The organism is Chroococcidiopsis sp. CCALA 051, assembly GCF_003015105.1.
In the GTDB taxonomy this organism is placed as follows: Bacteria; Cyanobacteriota; Cyanobacteriia; order Cyanobacteriales; family Chroococcidiopsidaceae; genus Chroococcidiopsis; species Chroococcidiopsis thermalis.
On record NZ_PYCI01000005.1, the window covers coordinates 1 to 26,985 of the forward strand.

Consider the following 26,985-nt stretch of genomic DNA (forward strand, 5'->3'; position numbering starts at 1 on the left):
CCCATATAACATAAAGCGCTCTGCGATCGGCTTTGGGATGCCGAGCTTTAAAATTCTCTAGCTGCTGCTGCAATCCTGGTAAAGGAGGCGTGTTGGGAGGTAGTGGGGCAGTAGTATTATTCTTGCCAGTCGTGGCTCCGCCAAAAGCGTAATTCGTAAGGCGATCGCGACTTAACCCTAAATTGTCTACCAGATAATCTATCCAGATCGAACCGTTAGAGAAACGTCCTTCAGAGTACGGCGGACTGGGAGGAATGCCTGTAGCTGTAGCTTGAAATGTATTCCCCGTATCGGAAAGACTATCGCCAAACACGACGATCTGACTGAAAGGAGTTTTTGCTTGTGCTTGTAGGGGGACAATACACGAACCGATCGCAAGTCCTGTAGCGAGAATTTTGATTTTAACGTTCTTTTTTTTTGCCATCTAATTTTACCAGGGAGCGCACGAGCGCACGAGCGCACGAGCAGAGGGAGAATTTAATTCCTAATTCCGACTTCTGACTCCTGACTCCTGACTCCTGACTCCTGACTCCTGTTTGCTGACAACTGACAGAAAATTCTACCATTAGTTAGAATCATCTTCCCTGCTAGACATACAATAATCCCCTGCTATACTACAATGTATTACAAAGGAGTTAGCACGATTTGTTCGAGCTATCTGCCAACAACAGCCCTAAGTCAGCACCACAATCTATGACTAGCATTGCTAGATCGTCACAAACTGAAGCGGTAGCGCTCGCAGCCTACGACCTGTGGAAATCCTATCGCGATCGCCCAGTCGTACAGGGAGTCAACTTCACCCTCAATCCAGGAGAGATTTTAGGCTTGCTCGGTCCCAACGGTGCGGGAAAAACGACAATTGTGAGAATGCTTTATGGTTCTGTCAGACCCGATCGCGGCTTCGTCCAGTTAGGGCAAAATAGAATTCAGTTGCAGGGACGAGCAGCTAGAGCAAAAATGGGAATTGTCACCCAAGAAGACAATCTCGACCCTGACTTTACAGTTTGGGAAAATTTAACTTATTTCGCCCACCACTATCGAATTACTGGAGCGGCAGCACGTCAACGTGCCGGGGAATTGTTGGCTCTGGTAGGATTAGAAGACCGTGGCAGTTCCCTGGTTGACGAACTCTCAGGTGGGATGAAGCGGCGGTTGGTGCTAGCACGCGCTTTGATTAACCACCCTCAAGTCGTATTTCTCGACGAGCCGACAACAGGACTCGACCCAAATGCACGACAAGATTTTTGGCGTTTGGTACTGCAATTAAAACAAAACGGTTGCGGAGTGCTGTTGACAACTCATTATATGGATGAAGCGCAACGGCTGTGCGATCGCTTGTTGTTACTCCAGCAGGGCAAAATTCTCGATCGCGGCACGCCCGTAGAGTTAATCGAACGTACAGTAGGTTTAGAAGTGGCGGAAATTATCGGAGTGCCTGAATCCACGATTCAACAGCTTGCCAAACAAGCAGGTACTTGGTATCACCCATTTGGTAATAGCTTTTTGCTTGGGCTACCAGCAGATCCCCAATTTTGGCAGCAGCTCAATACTATAACTCCAACTCCGCCCATTCGTCGTCCTACTAATCTCGAAGATGTTTTCTTACGACTGACAGGAACAGCACTGGCATGAAACGGATTTCAGTTACAGCTTGGGGTATATATTCTGTCTGGCATCGTCATGCCAAGGTGTATCAAAAAACTTGGTTAGTTAACAGTTTACCACCATTATCCGAGCCTTTGATCTATTTAATTGCATTCGGCTACGGTTTAACCCCTCTGATTGGCGATGTAACTTATCAAGGGCAAACCGTTAGCTACTTACAATTTATTGCCCCCGGCATGATTGCAGTAGGGATACTTTTCCAATCTTTTTTTGAAGGTGCTTTCGGTAGTTTTATCCGTCTGAGTTACCAAAAGACATGGCAAGCGCTACTCACCGCACCCCTGAGTTTTACTGAAGTCTTCTTGGGCGATTGGTTGTGGGCAACGACGAAAGGCTCAATGGCAGGGATATTGACTGGTCTAGTTGCAATGAGTTTAGGGCTATACTCGGGTTGGCATTTGCTAGGATCTCTACCTTTAATTATCTTGGGTAGTATGCTCTTTGGTGCGTTAGGGCTGTTTACTGCGGGTACGGTACGGACTGTAGATCAAATTAACGTGCCAATCTTTTTATTTGTCGTTCCCATGTTTACTCTGTGTGGCACTTATTTCCCACGCAATACCCTGCCACCAATTTTGGGTTATGTTGCTAATATCTTACCCTTATCGGCACTAGTTGACCTGCTGCGTTGGTCGCTGGGCTTACCTCAATTCTGGTATTTACAGGTTGTGTGGTTACTATTGTGGTTGAGCGTTTTTACCGTCTTAGCTTGGCGACAGATTTATCCGCAGTTAATTCAATAGTTGAACTGAACCATCCCAGAATACTTCTAGCGATCGCACCAGATTGCATTGATAAAATCGGGATGACTGGATTCGAACCAGCGGCCCCTTCGTCCCGAACGAAGTGCGCTACCAAGCTGCGCTACATCCCGCGATCGTTTTGAGTCATTAGATGACTCAACCTCAAAGCATTGTAACATACCTGTCTACCTGCTGAAATTTCGCTTTTGGGTCAGACAGGGGATGAGGTACATAGATCTGTAGGGGCGTACAGCTGTGCGCCCCTACGCATGTATTACACCTGCATGGAAAACGCTATAGAATTTCAATGTTTCTGTAAAGTTTGAAATTTTATATATCAAGCAGTATATGGATCGGCTAAAATGAGTAAAAGTTTTCACAGAGAGAACAGCTTACTGTTTGCGCGATGAAATAGCAAGAATGGCTCTCAGGAAAACTTGATTATACATATCTTTCTACGCGAGAAACCGAGAAGAAATCGCCTGAGCTTTTTGGCTCAGGCAACTTATAACCTGGTCCACTTCTTCAGACTACTTCACGCTAATTTAGATCGATAACAGTAAATTTCCCTAAAACCGATAGAGTAGTTACTAATAAAATCAGTATAAATATGGTAGCTATCTGATTTGTCAAGATTTTCCCAGCCCTTCAACGCACAATTCATTGAGTTCGTGCAGATTTTGTACAGCAAAAAACAGGGATATGGCATGACTAAATCCCTATTAGTAGCTCAGGCAAAGCTAGACTGAACTGTGATGCTAACTCAATCGAAACACGAGAAAGATTCAATCTGCGCTCTGAATAATTTATCACTTTATAATTTGTCACTTTGGCTCGGTAAATGACAGTCGTTCGCCAAACTCTTCATTGTAGCCTTCTTCACCGTGTTCGCTAATATCCATACCTTGAACTTCTGCTTCTGGTTTGAGTCGCAGTCCTACAGTAATATCCAAAATTTTCATTAAGATAAAAGTCCCGATCGCGGCGATCGCGTAAGCAATTAAAACTGCAACAATTTGAACGATAAATTGGTTGAAATTTCCCCGTAACAAACCATCTTTACCAGCTGAATTAACTTCCGTAGTAGCGAAGATACCCGTGAGAATTGCGCCCACTGTTCCGCCCACACCATGCACGGGAAAAGTATCGAGGGAATCGTCAAATTGCAACTTTGCTTTAAAAGTGACGGCATAGAAGCAGACTAAAGCAGCCGACATCAGCATAAATGCCGTATCTGCTGCGGTTTGAGCATTGGCGATCGCTGCATTTACGTCGCTCGGTGCAGCAACTGCTTGTCCCGCAAGTGAGAATATTAGCCCAAAGACAATGGCGATCGCGACGAAACTTTTTGCAACACTGATTTTTCCTTAGACTTCCAACAGTTGTAAAACAATTTCATCTATGCCGCGTGGATACCATTCCATCAATATCTAAGCCATGATTCTGTGTTTGGAGATACATTTTACCTGCTGTCATCCCCCTTGCGATAGAGCAATAAAAAACCTGCTGTCAGTTTAAATTGGATTGAAACTGACAGCAGGTTATTTTTACTTAACTAGCTACAAACTAGAAAAAGTTTAGTTAAAAAGCCTAGTAAGGATTGCTAGATACATCGCCAGCCCGCTTACCCATATTAGTAGCACTAGTATCAGCAAACCCAGTCACATCGGTTTCTTTGAGGAAGCCACTGTATGCCTCCATACCATGTTCGCCAATATCCAAGCCTTCAAATTCCTCTTCGGCAGTCACGCGAATTCCCAAAGTTGCCTTCAGCGCTAACCAGAAGATAGTAGATAACAGGACAGTCATACCACCAACGGTGATGACACCAATGAACTGCGCCCATAGTTGTGAGAAACCACCACCGAGCAGCAATCCTCTGGTAGGTCCCAATCCGTCTTCATACAAGTTCAGCGCTCCACCTGGACCTTCAGCAAATAAACCTACGCACAGAGTCCCGAATATGCCACAGACAAGGTGAACGGAGGTTGCACCTACAGGGTCATCAATTTTGATTTTGTCGAAGAAGGTAACGGAGAAGACAACAATGATACCAGCAATCAGACCAATTACCGCCGACCAAGGCACGCTTACGAAAGCACAAGGAGCAGTAATTGCTACCAAACCCGCCAGAATACCGTTGATAATCATGGACAAGTCAGGTTTACCCAAGTAAAGCCAAGCAACGATAGTAGCAGCAATCCCGCCCATAGAACCAGCTAGGTTAGTCGTGACTGCAATATGAGCAATACTGGGGCTGACTGCCATCGTAGAACCAGGGTTGAAACCAAACCAGCCCAACCACAGAATTAAACAGCCTAGAGTGGCAATACTCATGTTATGCCCGGGCATGGCGACTGAAGTACCATTTTGGTATTTGCCGATTCTTGGTCCTAAGAATGCCGCACCCATCAAAGCCGCCCAACCACCTACAGAGTGGACTACAGTGGAACCAGCAAAGTCCCAGAATCCAGCTTTTGCTAACCAACCGCCACCCCAAATCCAGTGACCTGTAATTGGGTACGCAATCCCGACTAACAATACGCTAAAGATTAAGAAGTCAACAAACTTGATCCGTTCCGCTACAGCACCCGAAACAATCGTAGCAGCAGTACCAGCAAATACAAGTTGGAACAAGAACTTGGCAAGCAAGGGTACTCCTGCCCAGTTGAGCGCACCAAATACGCCTTTGTATGCCTCTGCTGTTGCCGGACTGTTATCTGCTCCCGCTAAGAACCAGCCAGTCGTACCAACGAAGGGATTGCCATCGCCGAACATTAAACCAAATCCAATCGCCCAAAACGCCACGGTAGAAAGGGCAAATACGATCAGGTTTTTTGACAAGACGTTAACAGCGTTTTTCTGACGGCAAAAGCCAGTTTCCAACATCCCGAAACCAGCATTCATAAAAAACACTAAAAAGGCAGCAATACACACCCAAAGAGTATCTATTCCTACCTTGAGATTTTGTAATTCCTCTGCTACTTTATCTTGACTTGCAGGTGCGGCATCTTGGGCAACTGCGGCATAACCCCATGCCAGCACAATAACTACTGTTAGGGGAATGCAAGCCTGCCAAGAAGGAGACAATCGCTTCACCGCCAACTTTAGCTGCGCGAATAGAGATGTATGCTGAGATAAACGCTTCATTCCAGCAGCAGGCAGCCGCTTTCTATTTATTCTGCGTTTATTTTTGGGTCTTAGTTTTAACGTCATCACTTGTAACTATCCTCAAGCGGGCAAAAACTCGATAAAGTGGCTGATTAGCTACCAATTATCGATTCAGAAGCGGCTATATTTAAACTCAATAACCAGATGCTGTCGATCTCGTGGTGTTTTTTCAGTTGTAAGCTAGCTACCACAAAACTTGGCGCTACTCATAGCTGTAGGTTTAAATCTACAAAAAAGTATGCATACACCAGTATGGGCAGATTGAAGTCAACACTTTTACCCGTGAAAACCATTAGCTTGTTGTGTATTAGAATTAAGATTTTGTATTTTTTCTATTTTTGATTCTGTATCATTAGTTACATTAAATCAAGATTTCCTGACAAATCTAAATACAGCAAAATGCAGCCCAGAAAATTCAAACAATGCAACTAGGGCAAAATTATTGCCAGTAATGGGATTGAGTCAAACTGAGTGCTTGAACTGATGCGCTCTCAGTGACTTGACTTCAGATCGCTCCATCTCCGTCCAACCCCTTAAATCCTAGTATATTTTATTACATAGTACTAAGTATATTTAGGTAAGCAAGCATTTTGATTGCACTTACCTTTGCATCATAGACAGCACTCGTGCTTAACTAGAATGTCCGTGGTTTCAATTGATAGTTAGCCCTTGTCGATCGCCACAAGTATCGAATCGAGCTACATGCCAATCGGATTCAATTTATCGCTTATCTGGCTTAACGTAAAGCAGCGAACAAAGAAAGCGATCGCCCTTTGAACAGAAGATTACCTGGTGTTCGATCTCTGTTGTTTGATACCTGTTGTTTGCAGACAGAGTGAGATAACCGTTCTTCATGCTTTCAGCACAAACTCATAGATGATGAACTACAAATTAGCTATGTATTTTTGATAACCTATCTGTTCTAACTTTGCTTGCTTTTCCATCACAGTATTTGCCAAGCTTTGGCGATATTTTTGTACCTTTGTCAATAACTCTGGTTGATGAGCTGCCAAAATTTGTATGGCTAACAAGCCAGCATTTTTCGCATTACCGATCGCTACTGTAGCCACAGGAATTCCCGCAGGCATTTGCACGATTGAATAAAGCGAATCTAGCCCTTGTAAGTGACGGCTAGCCACGGGAACGCCAATCACGGGTAGGGGTGTGAGAGCAGCAACCATACCTGGTAGATGGGCAGCACCACCAGCACCAGCAATAATGACTTTAAGTCCGCGTTGGTGAGCGGATTGGGCATACTCTACCATTCGTTCTGGGGTACGGTGGGCAGAAACGATCGCCACTTCTACGGCTAAAGCAAATTCTTCGCAAACTGCGATCGCATCTTGCATTGTCGGTAGATCGGAGTCGCTACCCATAATAATGCCAATTTGGGGTTGAGTCATAAGAGGAGTGAGGAGTGAGGGATGAGGAGTGAGGAATGCATTGGTTCGACCTGGCGAGAAATAGAGAGATAGGGTTAGTTATAAACTAAATTGGCACTGGAATTGAGATAGATTTTTTGGATAAGGGTGACCGATCGATGACTCATGCAGTAGATATTATTAATGCTCGCGTGCCTGGTTACGCGCAATTGCAGGGAATTCGGATCGACCTACACGGTCAAATTTCCGCAATTGAACCAATGGATCGATTTATTAAAAAAATTCCGCCTGCTAATTTACAAATTATCAATCTAGCAGCCGATCGAATATCTTTGGGTGGAGTCGATTTGCAGATTAACGGGGCGCTAGGATTAGCATTTACAGAATTGCAACCGACTGATATCGATAAATTGCAAAATATATCTGAATACTTGTGGCAACGAGGCATAGATGCTTATTTACCCACATTAGTTACGACTTCTGTAGAAAATATACAGCGATCGCTAGGCGTTATTGCTGACTATATGCAGCAGCAAACCACATCTCTACCAACCGCTCAAGTTTTAGGAGTCCACCTTGAAGGACCATTTTTAAATCCGCAAAAGCGCGGCGCTCATCCAGCAGAATATTTATTACCGCTGACAATTCCATACATTCAGCAACTTTTAGGCGAATACGCTCGCATAGTTAAAGTTATCACCCTTGCCCCAGAATTAGATCCCACGGGCGAAGCCATAACCTATTTGCGTTCTCTCGGTATAACAGTCAGCCTCGGTCATTCCCTTGCCACGGCAACTCAAGCGGAACAAGCCTTTAAACTAGGGGCAACAATGGTGACTCATGCCTTTAATGCTATGCCGGGACTCCACCACAGAGAACCTGGATTGTTAGGTGCTGCCTTGGTACATCCTCATGTGAAATGTGGGTTAATTGCTGACGGACAACATATTTGCCCCACAATAATTCAAGTATTACTCCGCGCTGGCTGTTACGAACGAGGAATCTTTCTTGTCAGCGATGCCTTAGCACCTCTGGGGCTTTCAGACGGTGTTTATCCTTGGGATACGCGGCAAATAGACGTGAAAAACGGTACGGCTAGACTGTTCGATGGTACTTTGGCTGGTACGACTCTACCACTACTCGTAGGAGTCCAGAACCTAGTTCGCTGGGATCTTTGTGACGTAGATACAGCGATCGCACTTGCCACCACCGTACCGCGACAGGCGATCGATCTTCCCACAATTCAACTCGGTACTCCCTTTCATCAACTCCTACGCTGGCAGATAAAACCAGACAGCCAAGAACTGACGTGGAAGAGATTGCAGTGACATATAGTGATAAATTTAAGGTTTGTGAACCAAAATAATAACCTATCTATATGACTGCAACAGACGATAAAACAATTGTTAAAGAATATTTCAATACAACGGGATTTGACCGCTGGCGACGGATTTATGGTATTACCAATGACGTTAACAAAGTCCAACTCGATATTCGCAACGGACACCAACAAACTGTAGATACTGTTATTGGGTGGTTGCAAGCAGATGGCAATTTATCGGAAATATCTATTTGCGATGCAGGATGTGGAGTGGGTAGCCTCAGCATTCCTCTGGCGCAGGCAGGTGCTAGGGTGTACGCTAGCGATCTGTCAGAAATGATGGTATCAGAAGCCAAAGACAAAGCTAGAGCAGAATTGGGAGATTTGGTTAATAATCTGACTCTGACCGTGCAAGATTTAGAAACACTAAGCGATCGCTATCATACTGTGATTTGTCTTGATGTTTTAATCCATTATCCTCAAGAACAAGTAGAGCAAATGATTTCTCATCTTTGTTCTTTAGCACAGACGCGCATAATTTTGAGTTTTGCCCCAAAAACTTTTGCGCTTAGTTTGCTGAAAAAAGTTGGTAGTTTCTTTCCTGGTGCAAGTAAAGCTACCCGTGCTTATTTACACCCAGCATCAACAGTCATCAAAATTTTAGAAAAAAACGGTTTTTCCGTGCAGCGTCAGGCAATGACAAAGACTCGCTTCTATTTTTCTCGTTTAATAGAAGCAACTCGAAAATGATTTCCAAATCGGAATTAATTATAAAGCCAGCAAGTCCTTGAATTAAGAGATGAAATAATAAGAAAGTCTGGAATATAGGTTATTGGCTGATGGGTCAATTCTTTCTGGCGATCGCTGCTATATTTGGTGGTTTATCTGTTGGTGTAGGAGCCTTTGGCGCTCATGCTCTAAAAGAAAAATTAACTGAGCGATCGCTAGAAATTTTTGAAACTGGTGCTAGATATCAAATGTATCATGCTCTAGCACTTCTATTCGTGGCTTTATTAATTAGAACCAGTGGCGAACAATTTGCTCAGCCTGCATTAATAGCCGCTGGCTGGAATTTTATTATTGGAATTCTAATTTTTTCCGGCAGTTTGTACGCCTTAAGCTTAACAGGAATTAAGGTCGTCGGTGCAATTACTCCACTAGGAGGAGCAGCTTTTATTGCTGGGTGGGGTGCATTGGCGATCGCTGCCTTAAATAATAAGTAAGTTAAGTAAGTAGTGAAGAGTGGCGATGAACGCTGGTGGCTAGCTACTCACAAATGATAAATAACAAATTCATCTGTCGTAAGTTGAAATCTCCATATCTGTCTCTAGCAAGGTTAAGTGAGGCGATCGCTGCACTAAAACTATGAAAGAGGTTACAAAAGTTTACCTCGCCAGCTAGCAAGCAGCAATTATTGCAATCGGAGAGTTTTATGACTTACGCGACTGATGAAAGTACAAAGCGATCGCTAGAGCAGTTTAGCCGTTATGATGCCGATACTCAACTTGGATTGTTGTGGTTTGGGTATCTAGATCTTAAAGATAAGCTAACACCTGCAAACGAAACTTCCACACAGGATACCGCAGCAGCAGTATTCGATCAATTTGTTGCACTGTCACAAGAAGAACAGCTGCAAGCACAGCGCGATATTGTTAATCGTGCTGACACAGATCTTAGCCGTGCCTACAGTGCTTTGGCTTCTAGTGGCAAATTAGATCTTTGGTTGCGCTTAGCACAAGGAATGGAAGACGGTAGAATTATCGGCGTGCCATCTGATTACGAACCACCCGCAGAAACAAATGAGTTTGTAGAGCAAATCAAGCAGCTTGAATTTGAGCAGCGACTGAATTTTATGCGTAGCGCTGTTGTCGAGATGGGTGCTAAATAAGCGATCGTCATTTTCAGAATAATTAAGACAACACGTTAAATCGTAAATAAGCATTGGGGCGCACGGGTAGGGGCGCACGGGTAGGGGCGCACAGCTGTGCGCCCCTACTTATGTAAAATATGATTTAGCGATCGCAGGTAATTATTATGAGTTCCGCCGCAATTCTCCAAAACTACATTAACGGTGAATGGTGCGACTCTAGTGCAACTGAATATCTAAAAGTCATCAATCCTGCCACAACCGAGTTACTCGCTCAAGTTCCCTTGGGGACATCCGCCGACGTAGATCGAGCTGCTACCGCTGCCGCTAACGCTTTTAGCAGTTGGCGACGCACTCCAGCCACGGAGCGAATTCAATACTTATTTAAACTCAAATCTCTATTAGACGAAAATTTTGAAGACATAGCTCGGACAATTACTCAAGAATGTGGCAAGACTTTGGAAGAGTCAAAAGGTGAAATGCGCCGAGCAATTGAGAATGTGGAGGTTGCCTGCGGCATCCCAATTTTGATGCAGGGACAGTACTCGGAAGATATTGCTAAAGGAATTGACGAATTTGTCATCCGCCAACCTGTAGGAGTTGCCGCAGTTATTGCACCGTTTAATTTCCCGGGAATGATCCCGTTTTGGTTTTTACCTTATGCGATCGCCTGTGGTAATACATATATTATCAAACCTTCAGAGAAAGTCCCGCTGACAATGCAAAAAGTCATGCACCTGATAGAACAAACGGGACTACCAAAGGGTGTTGTCAATTTGGTTAACGGTGCAAAAGAAGTTGTCGATGCGATTTTAGATTCTCCCGTGATTCGGGCGATTAGTTTTGTCGGTTCTACACCTGTGGCTCGATACGTATACAGTCGCGCCACTGCCAATGGCAAACGCGCCCAATGTCAAGGAGGAGCAAAAAACCCAGTCATCGTATTGCCAGATGCAGACATAGACATGACTACTCGAATTGTTGCCGATAGTGCTTTCGGTTGTGCGGGACAGCGTTGCTTGGCGGCTTCGTTAGCGGTGACGGTAGGAGAAGCAGGAAAAACATTTACAGAGGCGATTGCTCAAGCGGCGACTTCTCGCGTTGTCGGTTATGGTTTAGATTCAGGCGTGCAGATGGGACCTGTAATTACAGCTGAAAGTCAGTCGAGAATTAAGCACTTAGTAGAGCAAGGCATCACCGCAGGGGCAAAACCATTAGTAGACGGTCGAGAGTCGCTAATTTCCGATTATCCTGATGGTTATTTTATTAAACCGACAATTTTACAAGATCTCGATCCAGCAGGTGCGATCGCCCGTACTGAAATTTTTGGTCCCGTTTTAGGACTGATTCACCTCGACAGCATAGAAGCGGCGATTCAGTTTATCAACAGCGGTCAGTATGGTAACATGGCTTGCTTGTTTACGTCCTCTGGCGCAGCCGCACGAAAATTTCGCTACGAAGCCGAAGTTGGTAATATCGGGATTAATATTGGTGTTGCCGCACCGATGGCATTTTTTCCCTTTAGCGGTTGGAAGGAAAGCTTCTTTGGGGACTTGCACGGACAGGGACACCATGCAGTTGAATTTTTTACCCAGACTAAAGTTGTTGTAGAGCGCTGGCGACAAAATTGGTCGAGACAGTTTTGAAAAAGTCAAAAGTTAAAAGTCAAAAGTCAAAATAATATCGCCTTATACGTACGCCAATATCTTAACAACCCAGAACTATTTGAACCTGGTGGCAGTGTCATTTTTGTAGTTCCTATGCTAAGTTTTTTTCATTTTGAGCGACTTTAAACAATTTTGCGAACGGTTCATAGTTTAAATGCCTCGAAAGTCATTGGTGGTGACTCTCTGAGGCATTTGGCTTGTTATACGATATATAGATGGCTCGGTTATTCCCAGTAGGATGTAGCTATCTTTCTAGCTAGCAACCGTAACTTTACCAATCATTCCAGCACCACGATGAGGTTCGCAGTAGAAGGTGTAGTCTCCAGCAGGAGCATCAGCGGGAATAGTGGTTGAAACTGATTGACCTGGGGTCATCAGTAGTTGCTTGTGGGACAAGGATTTTGCCAAATCTGCACTCTTGTTAGGAGTGCCAGCTGTATCGAAAACAACGTTGTGGGGAGGCACTTTGTTGTTTACAAACTCAATGGTGTCCCCTGGCTTTACAGTCAGCTTGGATGGCTCAAACGCCAGCATCCCTTTATCTGTACCTAACTTAACTTGAAAAGTTTCAGCAGCGGCAGGGGCAGAAAAGAATGCAAAGCTACTAGCAACCAAAACGATGGTTAAAACAGCTAAACCCAAGCGCCGCAAAGTTGCAGCAAATAGTTTCATGACCTTCTCCAAACAGGTTTGACAATTTGTCATACTTAATTTTATCAACTATGGATGTTAATTCTTCATTCTCTTTCTGGCTAATTTATTCTCACTCTCACGACATAGGCTTAAAAGCAGCAGGCAGCAGTCGGAAGTAGCCCATAACTAGTTTGCTATGAGGCGATCGCCTCTGCTTTTAGCCTCAATAGGTGAAACCCGAAGCCACAGCTTTTAATCAATCTGTAATATCTTCATAATCCGACCAGCAGGATCACGGAAGAATTCCCAAAATTTTAAGCTTATTTTAATAAATAGAGATGCGCTCCTAGAACTATAAGTAGCTACTGCTAATTACAATTCAGCCGCACCGGATAAATTTGGTGATGTTCAATAGCTGCTACCCAGTCATTTGTGCTTCATCTTTACCAAATGACCAATGACAAATTTATTGTCAGCTTTATCTAAAATTTCTATTTGACCATATATGAAACAATTACTGAGGCTGTTTCTTCCCCTTGCTGGAATAGCTCTATTTCAGACAACCGCGATCGCTCAAGAAGCAGATGGGTGTTTTATGCTTGACTCTGCCGGACAGACAATTGACTTATCTACTGTTTGCGGTCTACCAAAAAAAAATTCGGCTCACGCTAGCGAATTTCAAGCAAAAATCAAGCGCCGCGAAAGTGGAATACCAGTTATTGACGTAACTTTTAACGGTCAACAAAAATTTGAGATGCTTTTAGATACTGGGGCTTCTCAAACCACCATCACGACTGAGATGGCGCAAGCGTTAGGAGTCGTTCCAATTGGTACGCACAAAGCACAAATTGCCAATGGCGATATTGTAGAATTCCCCATTGGACAGGTAGCTTCGATGAGTGTCGGCAAGGCTATAGTTCGCGAACCAAAAGTTTCGATTACTGAAGGAGATCCACTATTGGGACAGAACTTCTTTGAAGATTATGACGTAACGATTAGGCGAGATGTGGTGGAATTTCAGCCACGTTAATCGGTTCTCGCAAAAACTCGGTCGTACTGCAAGACAATTTCTGCAATGACTTGAGTAATACTCTTACCATCAGTAATAATCTCAACTGCCCCAGCAGCTTTTTTTAATGGCGCAACCTCGCGATTGCTATCCTGCCAATCTCGCGCGGCGATATCCCGTTCTAATTGTTCCAAGCTCACCTGTGGTTGTCCTTGAGCTAAAAAGTCTTGCTGCCGCCGTTTAGCTCTTTCTTGCACGGAAGCCGTTAAGAAAATTTTCAGGTCGGCATCGGGAAAAACCTGCGTGCCGATGTCTCGTCCTTCCGCCACCAAGCCGCCTTTCTGTCCCCACTGCTGCTGTTGCTTGACTAAGACTTGCCGCACTTCTGGAATTGCCGCGATCGCAGATACATTTGCCGTTACTGCCAAACTACGAATCGCTGAAGTCACTTCGCGATCGTTAATCCAAACTCTTACGGGTTGCGCTGCATCTAGGCTAGCAGCCAGTTGAATTTCGCACCGATTTGCTAATTCCGCGATCGCACACCGATCCGTAACTGAAATTCCCGACTCTAGAACCAACCACGTTAAGGCGCGGTACATAGCTCCCGTATCGAGGTAGACTAACCCCAACTCCCGCGCTACCGACCGCGATACAGTTGATTTGCCGACTCCTGCCGGACCATCAATGGCGACAATCGGCTGGCGATCGCGCAAAATTATATTATCGATCAACCGCGTCGTTCCTACTCGTGCGGCAACCGCGATCGTGCCTGCTTCCTCTACTCTATTCACTGGTCGTAACGTATCAGGATGTACTAACTCCAGATACTCTACTGCCACTCCCTCAGCCAGCGCAAGTACTTGCTCTACAGTTGTTAATAAAGTTTGGCGATCGCGCTTTCCAGCAATAAAAGCTGCTTGAGCGTGCTGCAAACCGCGATATATATATGATGCTCGTTCTCTTTGTTCTGGGGTTAAATACTGATTGCGAGAACTCATTGCCAACCCCGATGCTTCCCGCACTGTAGGACAGCCAACGATCTCGACTGGCAAACTTAAATCTCGCACCAACCGCCGAATAATGGCTAACTGCTGTCCGTCTTTCTGACCAAAATACGCTCGACTCGGCTGGACTATATTGAATAGTTTTGTCACAATCGTCGCCACACCCTGAAAATGCCCTGGACGCGATTCACCGCACAATACTGAGGTCATTTCTGGGGGTGGAATAATTTGGGTGAGTTGGTAGTTGGTAGTTGGTAGTTGGTAATTGGTAATTACTCCCTTGTCTCCCTTGTCTCCCTTGTCTCCCTTTACTCTCTCCCCAATCCCCAGATCCTCGGCAGTGGGAGCAAAGATAATGTCAACGCCTGCTTGCTCGCAGAGTTGGCGATCGCTTTCTAGTTGACGCGGGTATTGTTGATAATCTTCTGTAGGTGCGAATTGTAGTGGGTTGACAAAAATGCTGACTACCACAATGTCATTTTCCTGCCGCGCCCGTTGCATCAAGCTTAAATGTCCGGCGTGTAAAGCACCCATCGTCGGAACTAAACCGACGGTAATCTCAGCTGAAGCGGCTAGATTTCGCTTAGCTTCTGCTTTCAACACGCTTAAGTAACAGCGTAACGCTGCAACCGTTGCAAACAGGCGCACCAATACCCCCTCTGTTTTAGTCTCAACCCGACTCTATTGTAGAGCAGATCGGAAGAGGGGGAGGGACGCAGGAGAAGTCATAAGTCTTAAGTCGCAAGTGTTTTTACTCACGACTCTTAAGAACTAGCTATAAACCACTGGTCACTGGTCACTGGTCACTGGTCACTGTTCCCCTACCTTCCCAAGATTTCAACTCGCACAGGGGCAACACCCGAACCAGCCATACCGAGGACGCGGGCGGCGGCGGCGGAGAGGTCGATAATGCGACCGCCAATGTAGGGACCGCGATCGTTGATGCGGACTACAATTGAGCGACCCGTTCCCGCGTGGGTGACTCGTACCCGCGTTCCGAAGGGTAAGCTTTTGTGGGCAGCAGTAAGGGCATTTTGGTTGTAAGTTTCGCCGTTAGCCGTGCGATTGCCGTGGAAACCAGGACCGTACCAAGAGGCAACTCCATTCAGGACGGCACGCACTGGTGCGAAAGCAATATTTTGTGGCTGCGATCGCTTGGGTTCTGGCATTCCTGCCACTTCTTTGAGGGGCGGAGCATTTCCTAAAAGTCGTCGCAAGCGGTTAGTGGCTTGTAATGCCTCGTCTGATAGTTTTTTCTTGTTCTGCTCTGGTAGCCTGGTATCTGCATCAACTGCTACCAGTTTTTTGCCGTCAATTGCAATTTCATAGCGTTCTGATGCTTTTTTGGCATTAGATTTGCCAGTGTCGTTCCATTTGACTGTAATTTTGCTGGCATCGACACCATCTGCACTTATTTGGTTGAGTCTAGCTGCTACTGCTGCTGCCTGCCAAATGGGGGCGTTATTCGCTGAAGTTGGCTCGACGCTGGGTAACTTGCCTGTGGTTGCTACTTGGGTTGTTTTGTCAGCAGCATGTTCGGCACTTTGGGTTTGTCCGACTTTGGTAGCGTTTGCTGCTTGTTTGTCGCCTAAAAATGTCAGTACGGGTATGTTACGCACGTACAGCGTCACTGCTTGGCGATCGCCCCTTTCGTGGGGTTGGATTCTGGCGATCGTGGCTTCTTTAGCTTTAGATTCGCCTCTGGACTGGGTTTCGCCTACTTTCTCAACATTCTGCGGTTGAGCCTGCACTGCTGAGGAGATCTCCTGTCTGTTATCTCTTGAAGAATCTGCATTCAGCGATTCTGCATAACATGACAGGGGTACGCCTACGGCAGTAGTAAGCAGAGCAACGGTTGTTAATAAAATTTGCTTTTTCATGCTTCCGTTGTGAATTGCACTCCTCGACTTCGGCAAAAGTTACGTGGGGACACCACTTGAATGGTCTCAAATTAACCCACTAACTCGTACTCATTACGCTTTTATGTTGAAGTTTCAACTGCAACAGACTACCACGAAGTTTTTGCATTGAGGATCGGTAATGTCAAGGGGAAATTGTTAATTTTAATAAAAAGTTTTTGTAAAGCGATGCATAACATCTTTGCAGAGAGGCAAATTCAGCTTTTCTGTCTCTCTAACCAGACAACTTATTTTTTTAATAAAATTAATATTACTTAAAATACTTAAAAAAGAGTAAAAGTAAATAAATATTGGTTTAAAACTTAACTTTTTAGCTATAAAGTGATATTTAGATTGGCGATCGCCCTCAAGCAACACGTAGAATGCGAATGCTGTCGCGCAGCAAAATTAAGATAAAATGCTGATGCGTGAAGCAGAGCTATCTGCCGCATTGAGGAAACTGGCAGCATGGATTATCGAGCAGCAGGAGTTGATGTTGAAGCTGGTAGGGCGTTTGTTGAAGGCATCCGCCAGCTAGTGCATCGTACCCATCGCCCAGAAGTGATTGGAGGATTGGGAGGTTTCGGAGGTTATTTTCAACTCCCTAGTGGTTACACGGAGCCAGTTTTAGTCTCTGGGACAGATGGAGTTGGGACAAAATTGAAACTTTCTCACGCGCTCAATCGTCACGACACGATAGGAATCGATTTAGTCGCGATGTGCGTGAATGATGTACTGACTTCTGGAGCAGAACCGCTGTTTTTCTTGGATTATTTAGCAACGGGAAAGCTCAACTCGGAGCAACTGACACAAGTAGTGAGTGGCATCAGTTTGGGATGTCAAAAGGCGGGGTGTGCGCTGTTGGGGGGTGAAACCGCTGAAATGCCTGGTTTTTACCAGGCAGGAGAGTACGATCTAGCGGGTTTTTGTGTGGGAATTGTCGAAAAGAGCAAGTTGCTCGATGGTTCTAGGGTACAAATAGGGGATGTGGCGATCGCGCTTGCCAGTCAGGGTGTCCACAGTAACGGCTACAGTTTGGTGCGGAAAATTGTTGAGGTGGGGGAATATGCTTGGAGCGATCGCCCAGAAGAGTTTTCCGGTCAAAGTTTGGGGGAAGTTTTTCTAACACCAACGCGGATTTATGTCAAGCCCGTACTGGGTGCGATCGCCTCTGGGATAGAAATTCATGCAATGGCACATATTACGGGTGGAGGAATACCGGAAAATTTACCCCGTTGTCTGGGTGCAGGGCAATCGATTCGCGTGGATGTGAATAGTTGGACAACTCCCCCAGTATTTCAGTGGCTGGCGAAAGTTGGTGGAGTCAGTCAAAAAGAGATGTTCAATACTTTTAATATGGGGATTGGCTACGTGGCGATCGTTCCTCCTCAAGCTGTAGAAGAGACGCTGCGGTGGTTTGACTCTCAGGATGTCGAGGGGTTTGTCATTGGAGAAGTCATTGCTGGTGGTGGAACCGTTGAGGGTATACCTAAAGACTGAAATTCTCAAGGTAGAAAAGCAGGTGATGATAATATAATTGTCATGAAATTTTAACTTTTATGACGATCATTGCTCTGCCAATTTTTGGCTCTGACTCTCTCAGCCTAGTTGCTAAGTTTTGAGCATCTAGACATTTAGAGTGGGCAGTGAGTTGAAATACTCAAAACCAATGTCAAACCGCAAAGAACATCTTGAGCATTTACCTCACGCTGAAGCAGCCGATCGCGCAATTCGCTTAAAGCAGCATAACCGCCTATTTGCCTTACTTTCGCTGGCGGCGGGTCTAATTTTTCTGCAAGGATATACGATCGCTCCCCTGATTCCGCGTTTGGCAGAAGTATTTAACGTTCCAGTTCAAGAAATTGGCATTATCGTTCCAGCCTATATGCTGGCTTACGCGCTGATGGCACTGTTCTACGGCGTGCTGTCAGATCGATTTGGCAGATGGTCGGTGATTCGCATCTCGCTCATCATTTTTGTCATCTGCACGGCTTTGACTGCAACAGCTCAAACAGCTTCGCAAATGGTAATTTGGCGGCTGCTGACAGGACTGGGTGCTAGTGGAGTGATTCCACTCACGTTTGCCTTAATTGGCGATTTGTTTCCATTCGACCAGCGAGGTAGTAAATTAGGGCTGGTTTTCGCAGCTATGGAAGGGGGAATGGCAGCGGGTTCTGCGGGTGGCGCGATCCTCGAACCATTTATTGGGTGGCGATCGCTATTTATCGGGACGGCTGTTTTCGCTGCTTTCGTCCTTTGGCGGCTGCATCTTTACGGCGCTTTATTCGATACAGCCAAAGTAGAAAAATTACCGACGATTCGCCAGATATTTAGAGGCTATAGCCAGATCTTAAGCAGTTTTCGCGGTAAACGGACTTATGCCTATGTTTTATGGAACGGCATCTACCACTCTGGCGTGTATACATGGCTGGGGTTGTACTTGTCGCAACGCTACAACATGGATGCATTGAGCATTGGTCTGACCATTCTCGGCTATGGTATTCCTGGGTTGCTGCTCAGTTCTCTAATTGGACGAGCCGTGGATCGTTGGGGACGGCGTTGGTTGGTTCCAGCAGGATTAATTATGGCAGCCTTAGCGGGAATTGCGATGATTTTTGAGATTCCCCCGATTGGAACGACGATCGCAGTTCTCGTTTTATCTTTAGGGTACGACCTGACGCAACCTTTATTTGTGGGTATCGTGACTGACTTGGGAGATAGTAATAGTTTAGGTCAAACAATGGGACTCAAAGTGTTTGTCCTGTTTGCTGGATTTGGCATTGGCAGCCTGATATTCGGGGAACTGTTGCTGTTTGGATTTGGCGCCTCACTTGCCGTTTTTGGTGGCATTCAGTTGATTAGCGGCGCGATCGCAATTAAGCTATTCTGGCAGGAAGTCCCGTATCGGTTGCGATCGAACTTCTAATTAGCAAGCTATATAGAGATTAACTAGCTACCTTTGCTATTTATCCTTGATTCCTATCTTCTATGTTCTTGAGAGGAGAATTCAACAATTGCTTTGCCCTTTGGATGCGATAAAGATACAGAGAACTTTTTTGATTTTCAGTTTCTATTTGAGCGATTGTGTCATCCATTAATAGCGTCAGTGCTTCAAGCTGTCGGCAAGTTTCACGTAAACGATTGACTGACCGAGCAAACGCATCTTTATTTGGCTGTTGAATTCTCTGTGTCATGGTAGATTCAAATCTCTTCTAACTTCTTGAATGCTAGCATCTGCTGCTGCAAGAGTTGCTTGAGCTTGCTCAATTGTTATTTCTAATAAATCTAGGATAGTAGTGGACGCTAGTGGTTGAGATTCCCCAACCCTTAACAGAATTCCGTGCAGACGAGAGTAAGGATCTGTTAGCCGTTCTCTGAGATTGTCAAGTTGTTCAAGCGTAGGTATTGTTTGTTCTGTCTCGCCATACTCCTCTAAAATTGCCCAGCCTACTGCTGTTGTTTGGTTAATTAGCTGCCACAGTTGTCGCTTTAAGCTGAAAATTGTGTCTATAGTTTCGTCAGGTAAATTTGCCATAGGCTAGATCCTGTAGTAGTAACAGCCTATGCCAGTATGTCATCTTCTGCGTGGAACAGCGCGAGCTAACCCCTACGAATTCCCCCAACAGCCAGACGACAACTATAACTGCAATAATTCTAGAATCAGCAAAGTCCTTCACGCGGCGGTCATGGCTCAACGTTCTCGCTTTTCTAAACTCCTCAATTACCTGCGTCCCCACTGGAAACAAGTTCTCTTAGGGGTTGTGGCTTTATTTGTAGTAAACGCCGTCGGAGTATACATTCCACTATTAATTCGCGACATTATCGAGCGCCTTCAGGGAGAATTTAGGTTCGACCAAGTCTTACAGTTTGTCGGATTGATAATTGTTTTGAGTTCTGTCATGTGGGTAATCCGCATGGTATCGCGGATTGCCCTGTTTGGTGCAGGACGACAAGTCGAATTTGACTTGAAACAAAAGCTATTTCAACATCTTTTGAAGCTGGAACCTACCTATTTCAACACAAATACAGCGGGAGATTTGATCAACCGCGCTACGAGTGATGTCGAAAATATTCGGCGGTTGGTAGGTTTTGCAGTGCTGAGTATTGTCAACACGATCTTTGCTTATGCGTTGACGCTACCTTTCATGTTACAAATTAATGTCGAACTGACTCTTGCTGCTGTAGCAATTTATCCAGTGATGTTGATCGTGGTACAGTTATTTAGCGATCGCCTCCGTAACGAACAAGCAGAAGTCCAAGAAGAACTATCTGACATTAGCGAATTAATTCAAGAAGATATGAGCGGGATGGCATTAATTAAAATCTACGCTCAAGAAACAAACGAACGCCTAGCTTTTCGGCAAAATAATTCCAGGTTATTAGGGGCAAATTTAAAACTCGCCAAAACTCGTAATACTTTGTTTCCCCTAGTTGGAGGTTTTTCTTACGTTAGTCTGCTCTTATTATTGTGGTTTGGAGCGGGAAAAATTGCAAATAACAGTTTAAGTGTTGGTGATTTTATAGCACTCATACTTTATGTCGAAAGACTCGTTTTTCCCACCGCTTTACTTGGGTTTACCATTACAGCTTATCAAAGAGGAGAAGTCAGTATCGATCGCGTTGAATCTGTTCTGGCAGTCAAACCTCAGATTTACGATACACCCGACGCAATTTCAATACCAAAAGAAGAAATAAAAGGAAAGTTAACAGCACGCAATTTGAGCTATACATATGCTGGTTCTAGTACGCCATCCCTAAAAAATGTCAGTTTTTCGATTCAACCAGGGGAGACAGTCGCAATTGTAGGACCAATTGGTGCGGGAAAATCAACTTTAGCCAATGCTTTACCTCATCTATTAGAAATTGCCTCAGAACAACTATTTTTAGATGGACAAGATATTACCCAAATTACATTGAAAGATTTACGTCGCGCGATCGCCTACGTACCACAAGATAGTTTTCTCTTCAGTACCACAATTAAAAATAATATTCGCTATGGCGATCCGCTCGCAGAACAATCTGATGTAGAATACTGCGCCAAGCAAGCTCAAATTCATCCTGAGATTCTCAATTTTCCGCAGCAATACGAAACAATTGTGGGCGAACGAGGGATTACCCTTTCCGGTGGACAAAGACAGCGTACAGCGCTTGCTAGAGCTTTGCTTGTCGATGCTCCGGTACTAATTTTAGACGATGCCTTATCTAGCGTTGACAATCAGACTGCAACAGCGATTTTAGATAATCTTTCCACGGGAACCGATCGCAAAACTGTGATATTTATCTCTCATCAGCTATCAGCTGCGGCTACTGCTGACAGGATTTTGGTAATGGATCGGGGTGCGATCGTCCAATCTGGCACGCATGAAGAACTAGTTCAACAACCAGGGTTATATCAAAATTTGTGGAACCAGCACCAATTACAAGAGATTTTGCAGTAAACCGGAACTAGTTGTAGTAGAACGCGCCAAAAGCAAGTGCAATGATGATGGGGATAATAATTGGTAGAGCGACTATCAATCCCCATTTACCAAAACGAATTTCTTGACCGTCAGATTTTAGCAATGCGATTACACCCGCAGTTCCCATCACAACCCAGATACAACCAAAGACGATGAAAATAACGAATTGAGAGTCTTCCATTTCTTTCAATTTAATTGCTGTTTAATGTAAGTTTTATGCTGATAGCAACAGTATAGTATCTCCATTTTTGGTAGCTTTTTCCAACGCTCGGTCATAGCTAGATAATTTTGCCTTTCTACCCAATTTTTTTAGTTGAGCAAAATTAAGAACAGTTTCACCTCTCTCTAAGGATGCGATCTGGTGGTATGATAATCTCCTCAATCAAGTCGGTTCTAGCAGGGAGCAGCTGCTAGAGGTAATGGGGAAAGTTCGGTGTAAGTCCGGCGCTGTCCCGCAACTGTAATTGGTAGTTGGTAGTTGGTAATTGGTAGTTGGTAATTTTTGCTCAGAATTTCCCGACTCTCGATTCCCGATTCCCGACTCCCGCATGAGTCAGAATACCCACCGATAGAAATTGTTTAACTCACATCCTTCGCGAGGTACGGATGATGTCTAAAGTTTTGATGTCTCAAATTTTGCAACTATTTTGGCGCTACTTAGGGTTAATTGCAACCGCTTTAACGATCGCATTTTTTGCCATACCCCAACCAGCGTATGCCCATCACGCGATTGGTGGCAAGACTCCGGTAAATTTATTTGAAGGTTTCTTGTCAGGACTGGCTCACCCTGTTATCGGTTTAGATCATTTAGCTTTTGTCGTGGCAATTGGATTACTTGCAGTCGGACAACGGCGCGGTGCTTTAATTCCGGCTGGGTTTGTTGTGGCGGCGATGTTGGGGACAGTTATTCACGTCTTCCAAATCGATTTACCTGCGGCTGAGGTCGCGATCGCTGTTTCTGTTATTATCTTTGGGGCAATGCTGGTGTGGCGAGATCGTCCTCATTGGTTGATAACGTTGGGGTTGGGTGCGATCGCGGGATTGTTTCACGGTTACGCTTACGGAGAAGCTATTATCGGGGCGCAAATGTTTCCTCTATTTGCCTACTTGTTGGGTTTTACTCTAATCCAATATGGTGTTGCTTTAGTTGCCTTTTTAGTAGGAAATTTAGCATTGCAGAAATCTGCTAATTCTAGTCCTGCTTGGTTAAGATTATCTGGTTTAGCAATCTGTGCGATCGGCGTGGTATTCTTGACTTCCTCGGTGATGGGTTAAAAGTTAAGTAGTGGCAATCGCCGCCAGTGAATTAATTCACTGGCTTATAGCTCAAGTCGGATAAAGCCGACTACGATTGATTTCTAGTCTACTGAAGTAGACTTTTGCTGTTAGCCTCAGACTTAAGTTCGAGGCGGGTCTGAATACTAATTGAGAATGCTCACTGGTCACTGGTCACTGGTCACTGATAGCTCCCCACTCCCTCAATACTTGTGAGACAATGCTGTTTGTCGATCGCAGGCTAATTTCAATTAGAATCCAATGGCTACAAAAATTCCCGTTACAGTCGTTACTGGTTTCTTAGGCAGCGGCAAAACAACTCTCATCCGTCATTTGTTGCAAAATAATCAGGGACGGCGCATTGCTGTTTTAGTCAATGAGTTTGGCGAGTTGGGGATAGATGGGGAATTATTGAAATCTTGCCAGGTTTGTCCAGAAGAGACAAGCGACAATTCGGGAGTCGGAACGGAAGATTTGCCTCAGATTGTGGAATTAACAAATGGTTGTCTGTGCTGTACGGTACAAGAGGAATTCTTGCCGACGATGCTGGAGTTATTAAAACGCCGAGATAGTATAGATTGTATTGCGATCGAAACTTCTGGGTTAGCTTTACCAAAACCATTGGTGAAAGCTTTTCGCTGGCACGAGATCCGCAATGCTGCTACGGTGGATGCAGTGGTGACGGTGGTAGATTGTGCTGCTGTTGCCGCCGGAACGTTTGCTAGCAATCCGCAGGCGATTGAGTTGCAAAGACAGGCAGATGAGAGTTTAGAACACGAAACCCCATTACAGGAATTATTTGAAGACCAGTTGGCTTGTGCAGATTTAGTTGTATTGAATAAAACTGACTTGATTGATGCAACAACGCAAGCCGAAGTTTTAAAGTTGGTGCAACAAGAACTACCGCGACAGGTAAAAATGGTAACAAGCGATCGCGGTCAAATCGATCCTACAATTTTGTTGGGTTTTCAAGCTGCGGCTGAAGATGATTTGTCCAATCGTCCTAGCCATCACGACACGGAAGAAGACCACGAACACGAAGAAGAAATTACTTCAACCCATGTTGTGTTAAATCGCACATTTGAACCTAATGCTTTACAAAACCAGTTGCAAGTATTAGCAAAAGAACAAGATATTTATCGGATTAAAGGTTTTGTCGCTGTTGCAAATAAACCAATGCGTCTGGTTTTACAAGGCGTGGGGACGCGATTTGACCAATTTTACGATCGCTTGTGGCAACCTGAAGAAATGCCGCAAACTCGATTGGTTTTTATCGGTCGCAGTCTCAATCCTACTACAATTGAATCTCAATTAGTAGCTTTGCCGAACTAAAATTGCACTCTTGTTAGGGTGGATCGATCGCACACCCTAACAGACTATGTATTGCGTTCAATCTTCAAGAACAATAACGATTTATCTATAGTTAAAAGAATTAAGAATATCTTAATTTTGTATCTTAAATGACCATTGTATAGAGGATGATACAATAAGCTGAGCTATTACTCTATGCTTATAGAAATAATCCTATAGCATGGGATTGTAGCAGCCTAACTATCAGGTTGAATTGTATGGACTGGTCATTAGAATCGCTAGATCGAGACAACGCCAGTGCGTCACAATTGGAGGAGTTGACGATCGCCGAAACGGTTGATTTGACGAATTGCGATCGCGAACCGATTCAGATTCCTGGTTCTATCCAGCCTCACGGTATACTTTTTGTCCTACAAGAACCTGACTTAATCGTTTTACAAGTTAGCAAGAATGTTTCCGATATCATTCAAGTTTCAGCTCAAGAATTACTAGATAAACCATTAAGTAATCTACTCAATTTAAAGCATATTAATTCGATAAAACAATGTTTATCGCAGGAATTTGATAGTGTAAACCCCTTAAAAATAGCCATAAAAGCTCAAAACAAAACTTTAGTTTTTGATGGAATTATTCATCGCAATATAGATAATTTACTGGTTCTAGAAATAGAACCAAGAAGAACGAATAAAAGTAGAGACTTTTTTGATTTTTATCATTTAGTCAAAAACCCGATCGATCGGATGCAAAAGGTACATACTTTAGCAGAGATGTGCCAAATTGCTGTGAAAGAAGTCAGAAAACTGACGAACTTCGATCGCGTCATGGTTTATCGTTTTAATTCTGAAGGTGCTGGCACGGTTATAGCGGAAGATAAACGCGAAGATTTGACTTCTTATCTTGGCTTAAACTATCCTGCTTCCGATATTCCTAAGCAAGCCAAGCATCTTTATACCTTAAATCTCCTCCGACTCGTTCCCGATGTCAATTACGAACCTGTAGAAATTATTTCTACCGATTCAGATAACAATAAGACTTTGGATTTGAGTCTTAGTATTTTACGTAGCGTTTCTCCGATCCATATTGAGTATTTAAAAAATATGGGGGTCGGCGCTTCTATGTCTATTTCTTTGGTGAAAAATAAAAAATTATGGGGATTGATTGCCTGCCATCATTCCGCAGCTAATTATCTCACTTGTGAAGTCCGTACTGCTTGCGAGTTTTTGGGTCAAGTCATGTCTTTGGAACTGGCTACCAAAGAAGATAATGAAGGCATGGACTACAAGATTAAACTCAATTCAATCTTATCAAAATTTGTTGAAATTATTCCTCAAGACGAAAATTTTGTTGAGAGTTTACTCCAAAATCGAATCAATTTATTAGAGTTGACTGCTAGCGAGGGAGCTGCTATTTGTGCAGACAGTCAGGTATGGCTAGTTGGTAAAACACCCAGTGAAACAGAAATTCAAGAATTAATTCAATGGCTTGAACCTCAAATTCATAATGACGTATACTGCACGGACTCGCTGCCAAAAGTTTATCAACCAGCGACAAAATTTAAAGATAGTGCGAGTGGTTTGTTAGCAACGGCTATCTCCAAAAGTCAAAATGATTACATTCTTTGGTTTCGTCCTGAAGTGATTCAAACTGTGAATTGGGGTGGTAATCCTCATAAACCAGTTGAGATACAACAAGATGGAAGTTTACGCTTATCCCCGCGTAAATCTTTTGAATTGTGGCAAGAAACAGTAAAATTAAAATCTCTACCTTGGCAACAATGCGAAATTGATGTAGCAGTAGAACTGAGAAGTGCAATTGTAGGTATTGTGCTGCGTAAAGCAGCGGAATTAGCACGAATTAATAGTGAGTTAGAACGGACTAATAGCGAGCTTGATGCCTTTGCGTATATTGCTTCCCACGATTTGAAAGAGCCGTTACGAGGAATTCATAACTACTCTAGCTTTCTGCTTGAAGATTATGCAGATATTCTGAATGAAGACGGAGCGCTTAAACTGCAAACTTTGGTACGTTTGACGCAGCGAATGGAGGATTTGATTGAATCTCTACTTCACTTCTCGCGGTTAGGAAGGATAGAACTTTCGTTCCAGAAAACGAATTTGAATGAATTGGTTAGTAACGTCGTTGATGTACTAAATATTAGTTTGAAAGAAGAGAGAACTAATATTCGCATTTCTCAGACTTTACCAATTGTTGAATGCGATCGCGTCCAAGTTAGTGAAGTTTTTAGCAATTTAATTAGCAATGCAATTAAATACAACAACAAAGAAGATAAATCTGTAGAAATCGGCTATTTAGAGTTTGAAAATAGCTCTAACGATAGCCAAAATAATTCCTTTGTTTTCTATGTTAGAGATAACGGTATTGGAATTAGAGAAAAGCATTTAGAGACTATTTTTCGCATATTTAAGCGATTACATGCACCGAATCGATATGGAGGTGGAACAGGCGCTGGTTTAACCATTGCGAAGAAAATTGTAGAGCGTCATGGCGGGAAAATTTGGGTGGAATCAACTTATGGAGAAGGTAGTACGTTTTATTTTACATTGCACGGTTAATACT

General features: G+C 44.1%; 24 protein-coding genes, 1 tRNA gene, 1 pseudogene and 1 riboswitch. Of the genes and pseudogenes, 15 read left to right on the forward strand and 11 right to left on the reverse strand.

The window, feature by feature from the left end; all coding sequences use genetic code 11:
* Positions 1-424, reverse strand: a 424-nt coding sequence (locus tag C7Y66_RS01785) for an SGNH/GDSL hydrolase family protein (protein WP_255409919.1), incomplete at its 3' end; no start/stop codon positions are given.
* 269 nt (positions 425-693) lie between these two features.
* Between C7Y66_RS01785 and C7Y66_RS01790 the strand changes: the two genes are divergently transcribed.
* Together C7Y66_RS01790 and C7Y66_RS01795 are read left to right on the forward strand one after the other, a co-directional pair.
* Complete coding sequence (locus C7Y66_RS01790; RefSeq protein WP_106544256.1) at positions 694-1,632, forward strand: ABC transporter ATP-binding protein; 939 nt, start codon at positions 694-696, stop codon at positions 1,630-1,632.
* Positions 1,629-2,408, forward strand: a complete 780-nt coding sequence (locus C7Y66_RS01795) for an ABC transporter permease (RefSeq protein ID WP_106544257.1) — start codon at positions 1,629-1,631, stop codon at positions 2,406-2,408. The genes C7Y66_RS01790 and C7Y66_RS01795 overlap by 4 nt, the downstream gene beginning before the upstream one ends.
* A gap of 57 nt (positions 2,409-2,465) precedes the next feature.
* Here the strand turns inward: C7Y66_RS01795 and C7Y66_RS01800 are convergent.
* Both C7Y66_RS01800 and C7Y66_RS01805 read right to left on the reverse strand, forming a co-directional pair.
* A tRNA-Pro gene (locus tag C7Y66_RS01800) sits at positions 2,466-2,539 on the reverse strand.
* Between the two features lie 693 nt (positions 2,540-3,232).
* Positions 3,233-3,616 (reverse strand): annotated as a pseudogene (locus C7Y66_RS01805) (ammonia channel protein); the annotation flags it as partial.
* A 17-nt stretch (positions 3,617-3,633) separates the two neighbouring features.
* Between C7Y66_RS01805 and C7Y66_RS32790 the strand changes: the two are divergent.
* Entirely contained in the window at positions 3,634-3,768 is a 135-nt protein-coding gene (locus C7Y66_RS32790; RefSeq protein ID WP_255409920.1) for a hypothetical protein, read from the forward strand.
* A gap of 230 nt (positions 3,769-3,998) precedes the next feature.
* Here C7Y66_RS32790 and C7Y66_RS01810 read toward each other — a convergent pair whose 3' ends face one another.
* Together C7Y66_RS01810 and purE are read right to left on the reverse strand one after the other, a co-directional pair.
* Positions 3,999-5,624 carry an ammonium transporter gene (locus C7Y66_RS01810; protein WP_106544259.1) on the reverse strand — a complete coding sequence of 542 codons (1,626 nt, stop codon included), beginning with the start codon at positions 5,622-5,624 and terminating at the stop codon, positions 3,999-4,001.
* Positions 5,625-6,463: 839 nt separating this feature from the next.
* Positions 6,464-6,982 carry a 5-(carboxyamino)imidazole ribonucleotide mutase gene (gene purE / locus C7Y66_RS01815; protein ID WP_106544260.1) on the reverse strand — a complete coding sequence of 173 codons (519 nt, stop codon included), beginning with the start codon at positions 6,980-6,982 and terminating at the stop codon, positions 6,464-6,466.
* A gap of 137 nt (positions 6,983-7,119) precedes the next feature.
* Here purE and nagA point away from each other — a divergent pair, with 137 nt between their 5' ends.
* The 5 genes from nagA to C7Y66_RS01840 all read left to right on the forward strand — a co-directional run bounded on the left by nagA (position 7,120) and on the right by C7Y66_RS01840 (position 11,795).
* Complete coding sequence (nagA, locus tag C7Y66_RS01820) at positions 7,120-8,289, forward strand: N-acetylglucosamine-6-phosphate deacetylase (protein WP_106544261.1); 1,170 nt, start codon at positions 7,120-7,122, stop codon at positions 8,287-8,289.
* 50 nt (positions 8,290-8,339) lie between these two features.
* Complete coding sequence (gene bchM, locus C7Y66_RS01825; RefSeq protein WP_106544262.1) at positions 8,340-9,032, forward strand: magnesium protoporphyrin IX methyltransferase; 693 nt, start codon at positions 8,340-8,342, stop codon at positions 9,030-9,032.
* Positions 9,033-9,121: 89 nt separating this feature from the next.
* Positions 9,122-9,505, forward strand: coding sequence for a DUF423 domain-containing protein (locus C7Y66_RS01830; RefSeq protein WP_106544263.1), 384 nt, complete (start codon positions 9,122-9,124; stop codon positions 9,503-9,505).
* Between the two features lie 209 nt (positions 9,506-9,714).
* A complete protein-coding gene (locus C7Y66_RS01835; RefSeq protein ID WP_106544264.1) occupies positions 9,715-10,170 on the forward strand; it encodes an orange carotenoid protein N-terminal domain-containing protein in 456 nt (151 codons plus the stop codon).
* A gap of 146 nt (positions 10,171-10,316) precedes the next feature.
* A complete protein-coding gene (locus tag C7Y66_RS01840; RefSeq protein ID WP_106544265.1) occupies positions 10,317-11,795 on the forward strand; it encodes a CoA-acylating methylmalonate-semialdehyde dehydrogenase in 1,479 nt (492 codons plus the stop codon).
* Between the two features lie 273 nt (positions 11,796-12,068).
* Here C7Y66_RS01840 and petE read toward each other — a convergent pair whose 3' ends face one another.
* Entirely contained in the window at positions 12,069-12,488 is a 420-nt protein-coding gene (petE, locus tag C7Y66_RS01845; protein ID WP_015157412.1) for a plastocyanin, read from the reverse strand.
* A gap of 466 nt (positions 12,489-12,954) precedes the next feature.
* Here petE and C7Y66_RS01850 point away from each other — a divergent pair, with 466 nt between their 5' ends.
* A complete protein-coding gene (locus tag C7Y66_RS01850) occupies positions 12,955-13,479 on the forward strand; it encodes a TIGR02281 family clan AA aspartic protease (RefSeq protein ID WP_106218046.1) in 525 nt (174 codons plus the stop codon).
* Here C7Y66_RS01850 and C7Y66_RS01855 read toward each other — a convergent pair.
* Together C7Y66_RS01855 and C7Y66_RS01860 are read right to left on the reverse strand one after the other, a co-directional pair.
* Positions 13,476-15,113 (reverse strand): bifunctional pantoate--beta-alanine ligase/(d)CMP kinase, encoded by a 1,638-nt coding sequence (locus C7Y66_RS01855; protein WP_106544266.1) that lies wholly within the window; start codon positions 15,111-15,113, stop codon positions 13,476-13,478. The two genes, C7Y66_RS01850 and C7Y66_RS01855, sit on opposite strands and share 4 nt — an antisense overlap.
* A 173-nt stretch (positions 15,114-15,286) precedes the next feature.
* Positions 15,287-16,345 carry a septal ring lytic transglycosylase RlpA family protein gene (locus C7Y66_RS01860; RefSeq protein WP_106544267.1) on the reverse strand — a complete coding sequence of 353 codons (1,059 nt, stop codon included), beginning with the start codon at positions 16,343-16,345 and terminating at the stop codon, positions 15,287-15,289.
* A gap of 486 nt (positions 16,346-16,831) precedes the next feature.
* Here C7Y66_RS01860 and purM point away from each other — a divergent pair, with 486 nt between their 5' ends.
* Both purM and C7Y66_RS01870 read left to right on the forward strand, forming a co-directional pair.
* Positions 16,832-17,863 (forward strand): phosphoribosylformylglycinamidine cyclo-ligase, encoded by a 1,032-nt coding sequence (gene purM, locus C7Y66_RS01865; protein WP_106544268.1) that lies wholly within the window; start codon positions 16,832-16,834, stop codon positions 17,861-17,863.
* Between the two features lie 169 nt (positions 17,864-18,032).
* Positions 18,033-19,289 (forward strand): MFS transporter, encoded by a 1,257-nt coding sequence (locus C7Y66_RS01870; RefSeq protein WP_106544269.1) that lies wholly within the window; start codon positions 18,033-18,035, stop codon positions 19,287-19,289.
* A gap of 40 nt (positions 19,290-19,329) precedes the next feature.
* Here C7Y66_RS01870 and C7Y66_RS01875 read toward each other — a convergent pair whose 3' ends face one another.
* The gene (locus C7Y66_RS01875; RefSeq protein WP_106544270.1) at positions 19,330-19,557 is read right to left on the reverse strand and encodes a hypothetical protein; all 228 of its coding nucleotides are present in this window, start codon (positions 19,555-19,557) and stop codon (positions 19,330-19,332) included.
* Positions 19,554-19,898: a hypothetical protein gene (locus C7Y66_RS01880; RefSeq protein WP_106544271.1), complete on the reverse strand. Its 345-nt coding sequence runs from the start codon at positions 19,896-19,898 to the stop codon at positions 19,554-19,556. The genes C7Y66_RS01875 and C7Y66_RS01880 overlap by 4 nt, the downstream gene beginning before the upstream one ends.
* Positions 19,899-20,049: 151 nt before the next feature.
* Between C7Y66_RS01880 and C7Y66_RS01885 the strand changes: the two genes are divergently transcribed.
* Positions 20,050-21,801, forward strand: coding sequence for an ABC transporter ATP-binding protein (locus tag C7Y66_RS01885; RefSeq protein WP_106544321.1), 1,752 nt, complete (start codon positions 20,050-20,052; stop codon positions 21,799-21,801).
* Between the two features lie 7 nt (positions 21,802-21,808).
* Here C7Y66_RS01885 and C7Y66_RS01890 read toward each other — a convergent pair whose 3' ends face one another.
* The gene (locus C7Y66_RS01890) at positions 21,809-22,003 is read right to left on the reverse strand and encodes a hypothetical protein (protein ID WP_106544272.1); all 195 of its coding nucleotides are present in this window, start codon (positions 22,001-22,003) and stop codon (positions 21,809-21,811) included.
* Between the two features lie 190 nt (positions 22,004-22,193).
* Positions 22,194-22,407, forward strand: a riboswitch (cobalamin riboswitch).
* Between the two features lie 21 nt (positions 22,408-22,428).
* Here C7Y66_RS01890 and C7Y66_RS01895 point away from each other — a divergent pair.
* From C7Y66_RS01895 to C7Y66_RS01905, 3 genes are all read left to right on the forward strand, one after another.
* Complete coding sequence (locus tag C7Y66_RS01895; protein ID WP_233222487.1) at positions 22,429-23,097, forward strand: HupE/UreJ family protein; 669 nt, start codon at positions 22,429-22,431, stop codon at positions 23,095-23,097.
* Positions 23,098-23,358: 261 nt separating this feature from the next.
* Positions 23,359-24,429 carry a cobalamin biosynthesis protein CobW gene (gene cobW, locus C7Y66_RS01900; protein ID WP_106544274.1) on the forward strand — a complete coding sequence of 357 codons (1,071 nt, stop codon included), beginning with the start codon at positions 23,359-23,361 and terminating at the stop codon, positions 24,427-24,429.
* Positions 24,430-24,665: 236 nt separating this feature from the next.
* Positions 24,666-26,981, forward strand: coding sequence for an ATP-binding protein (locus tag C7Y66_RS01905; protein ID WP_106544275.1), 2,316 nt, complete (start codon positions 24,666-24,668; stop codon positions 26,979-26,981).
* Positions 26,982-26,985 lie beyond the last annotated feature (4 nt).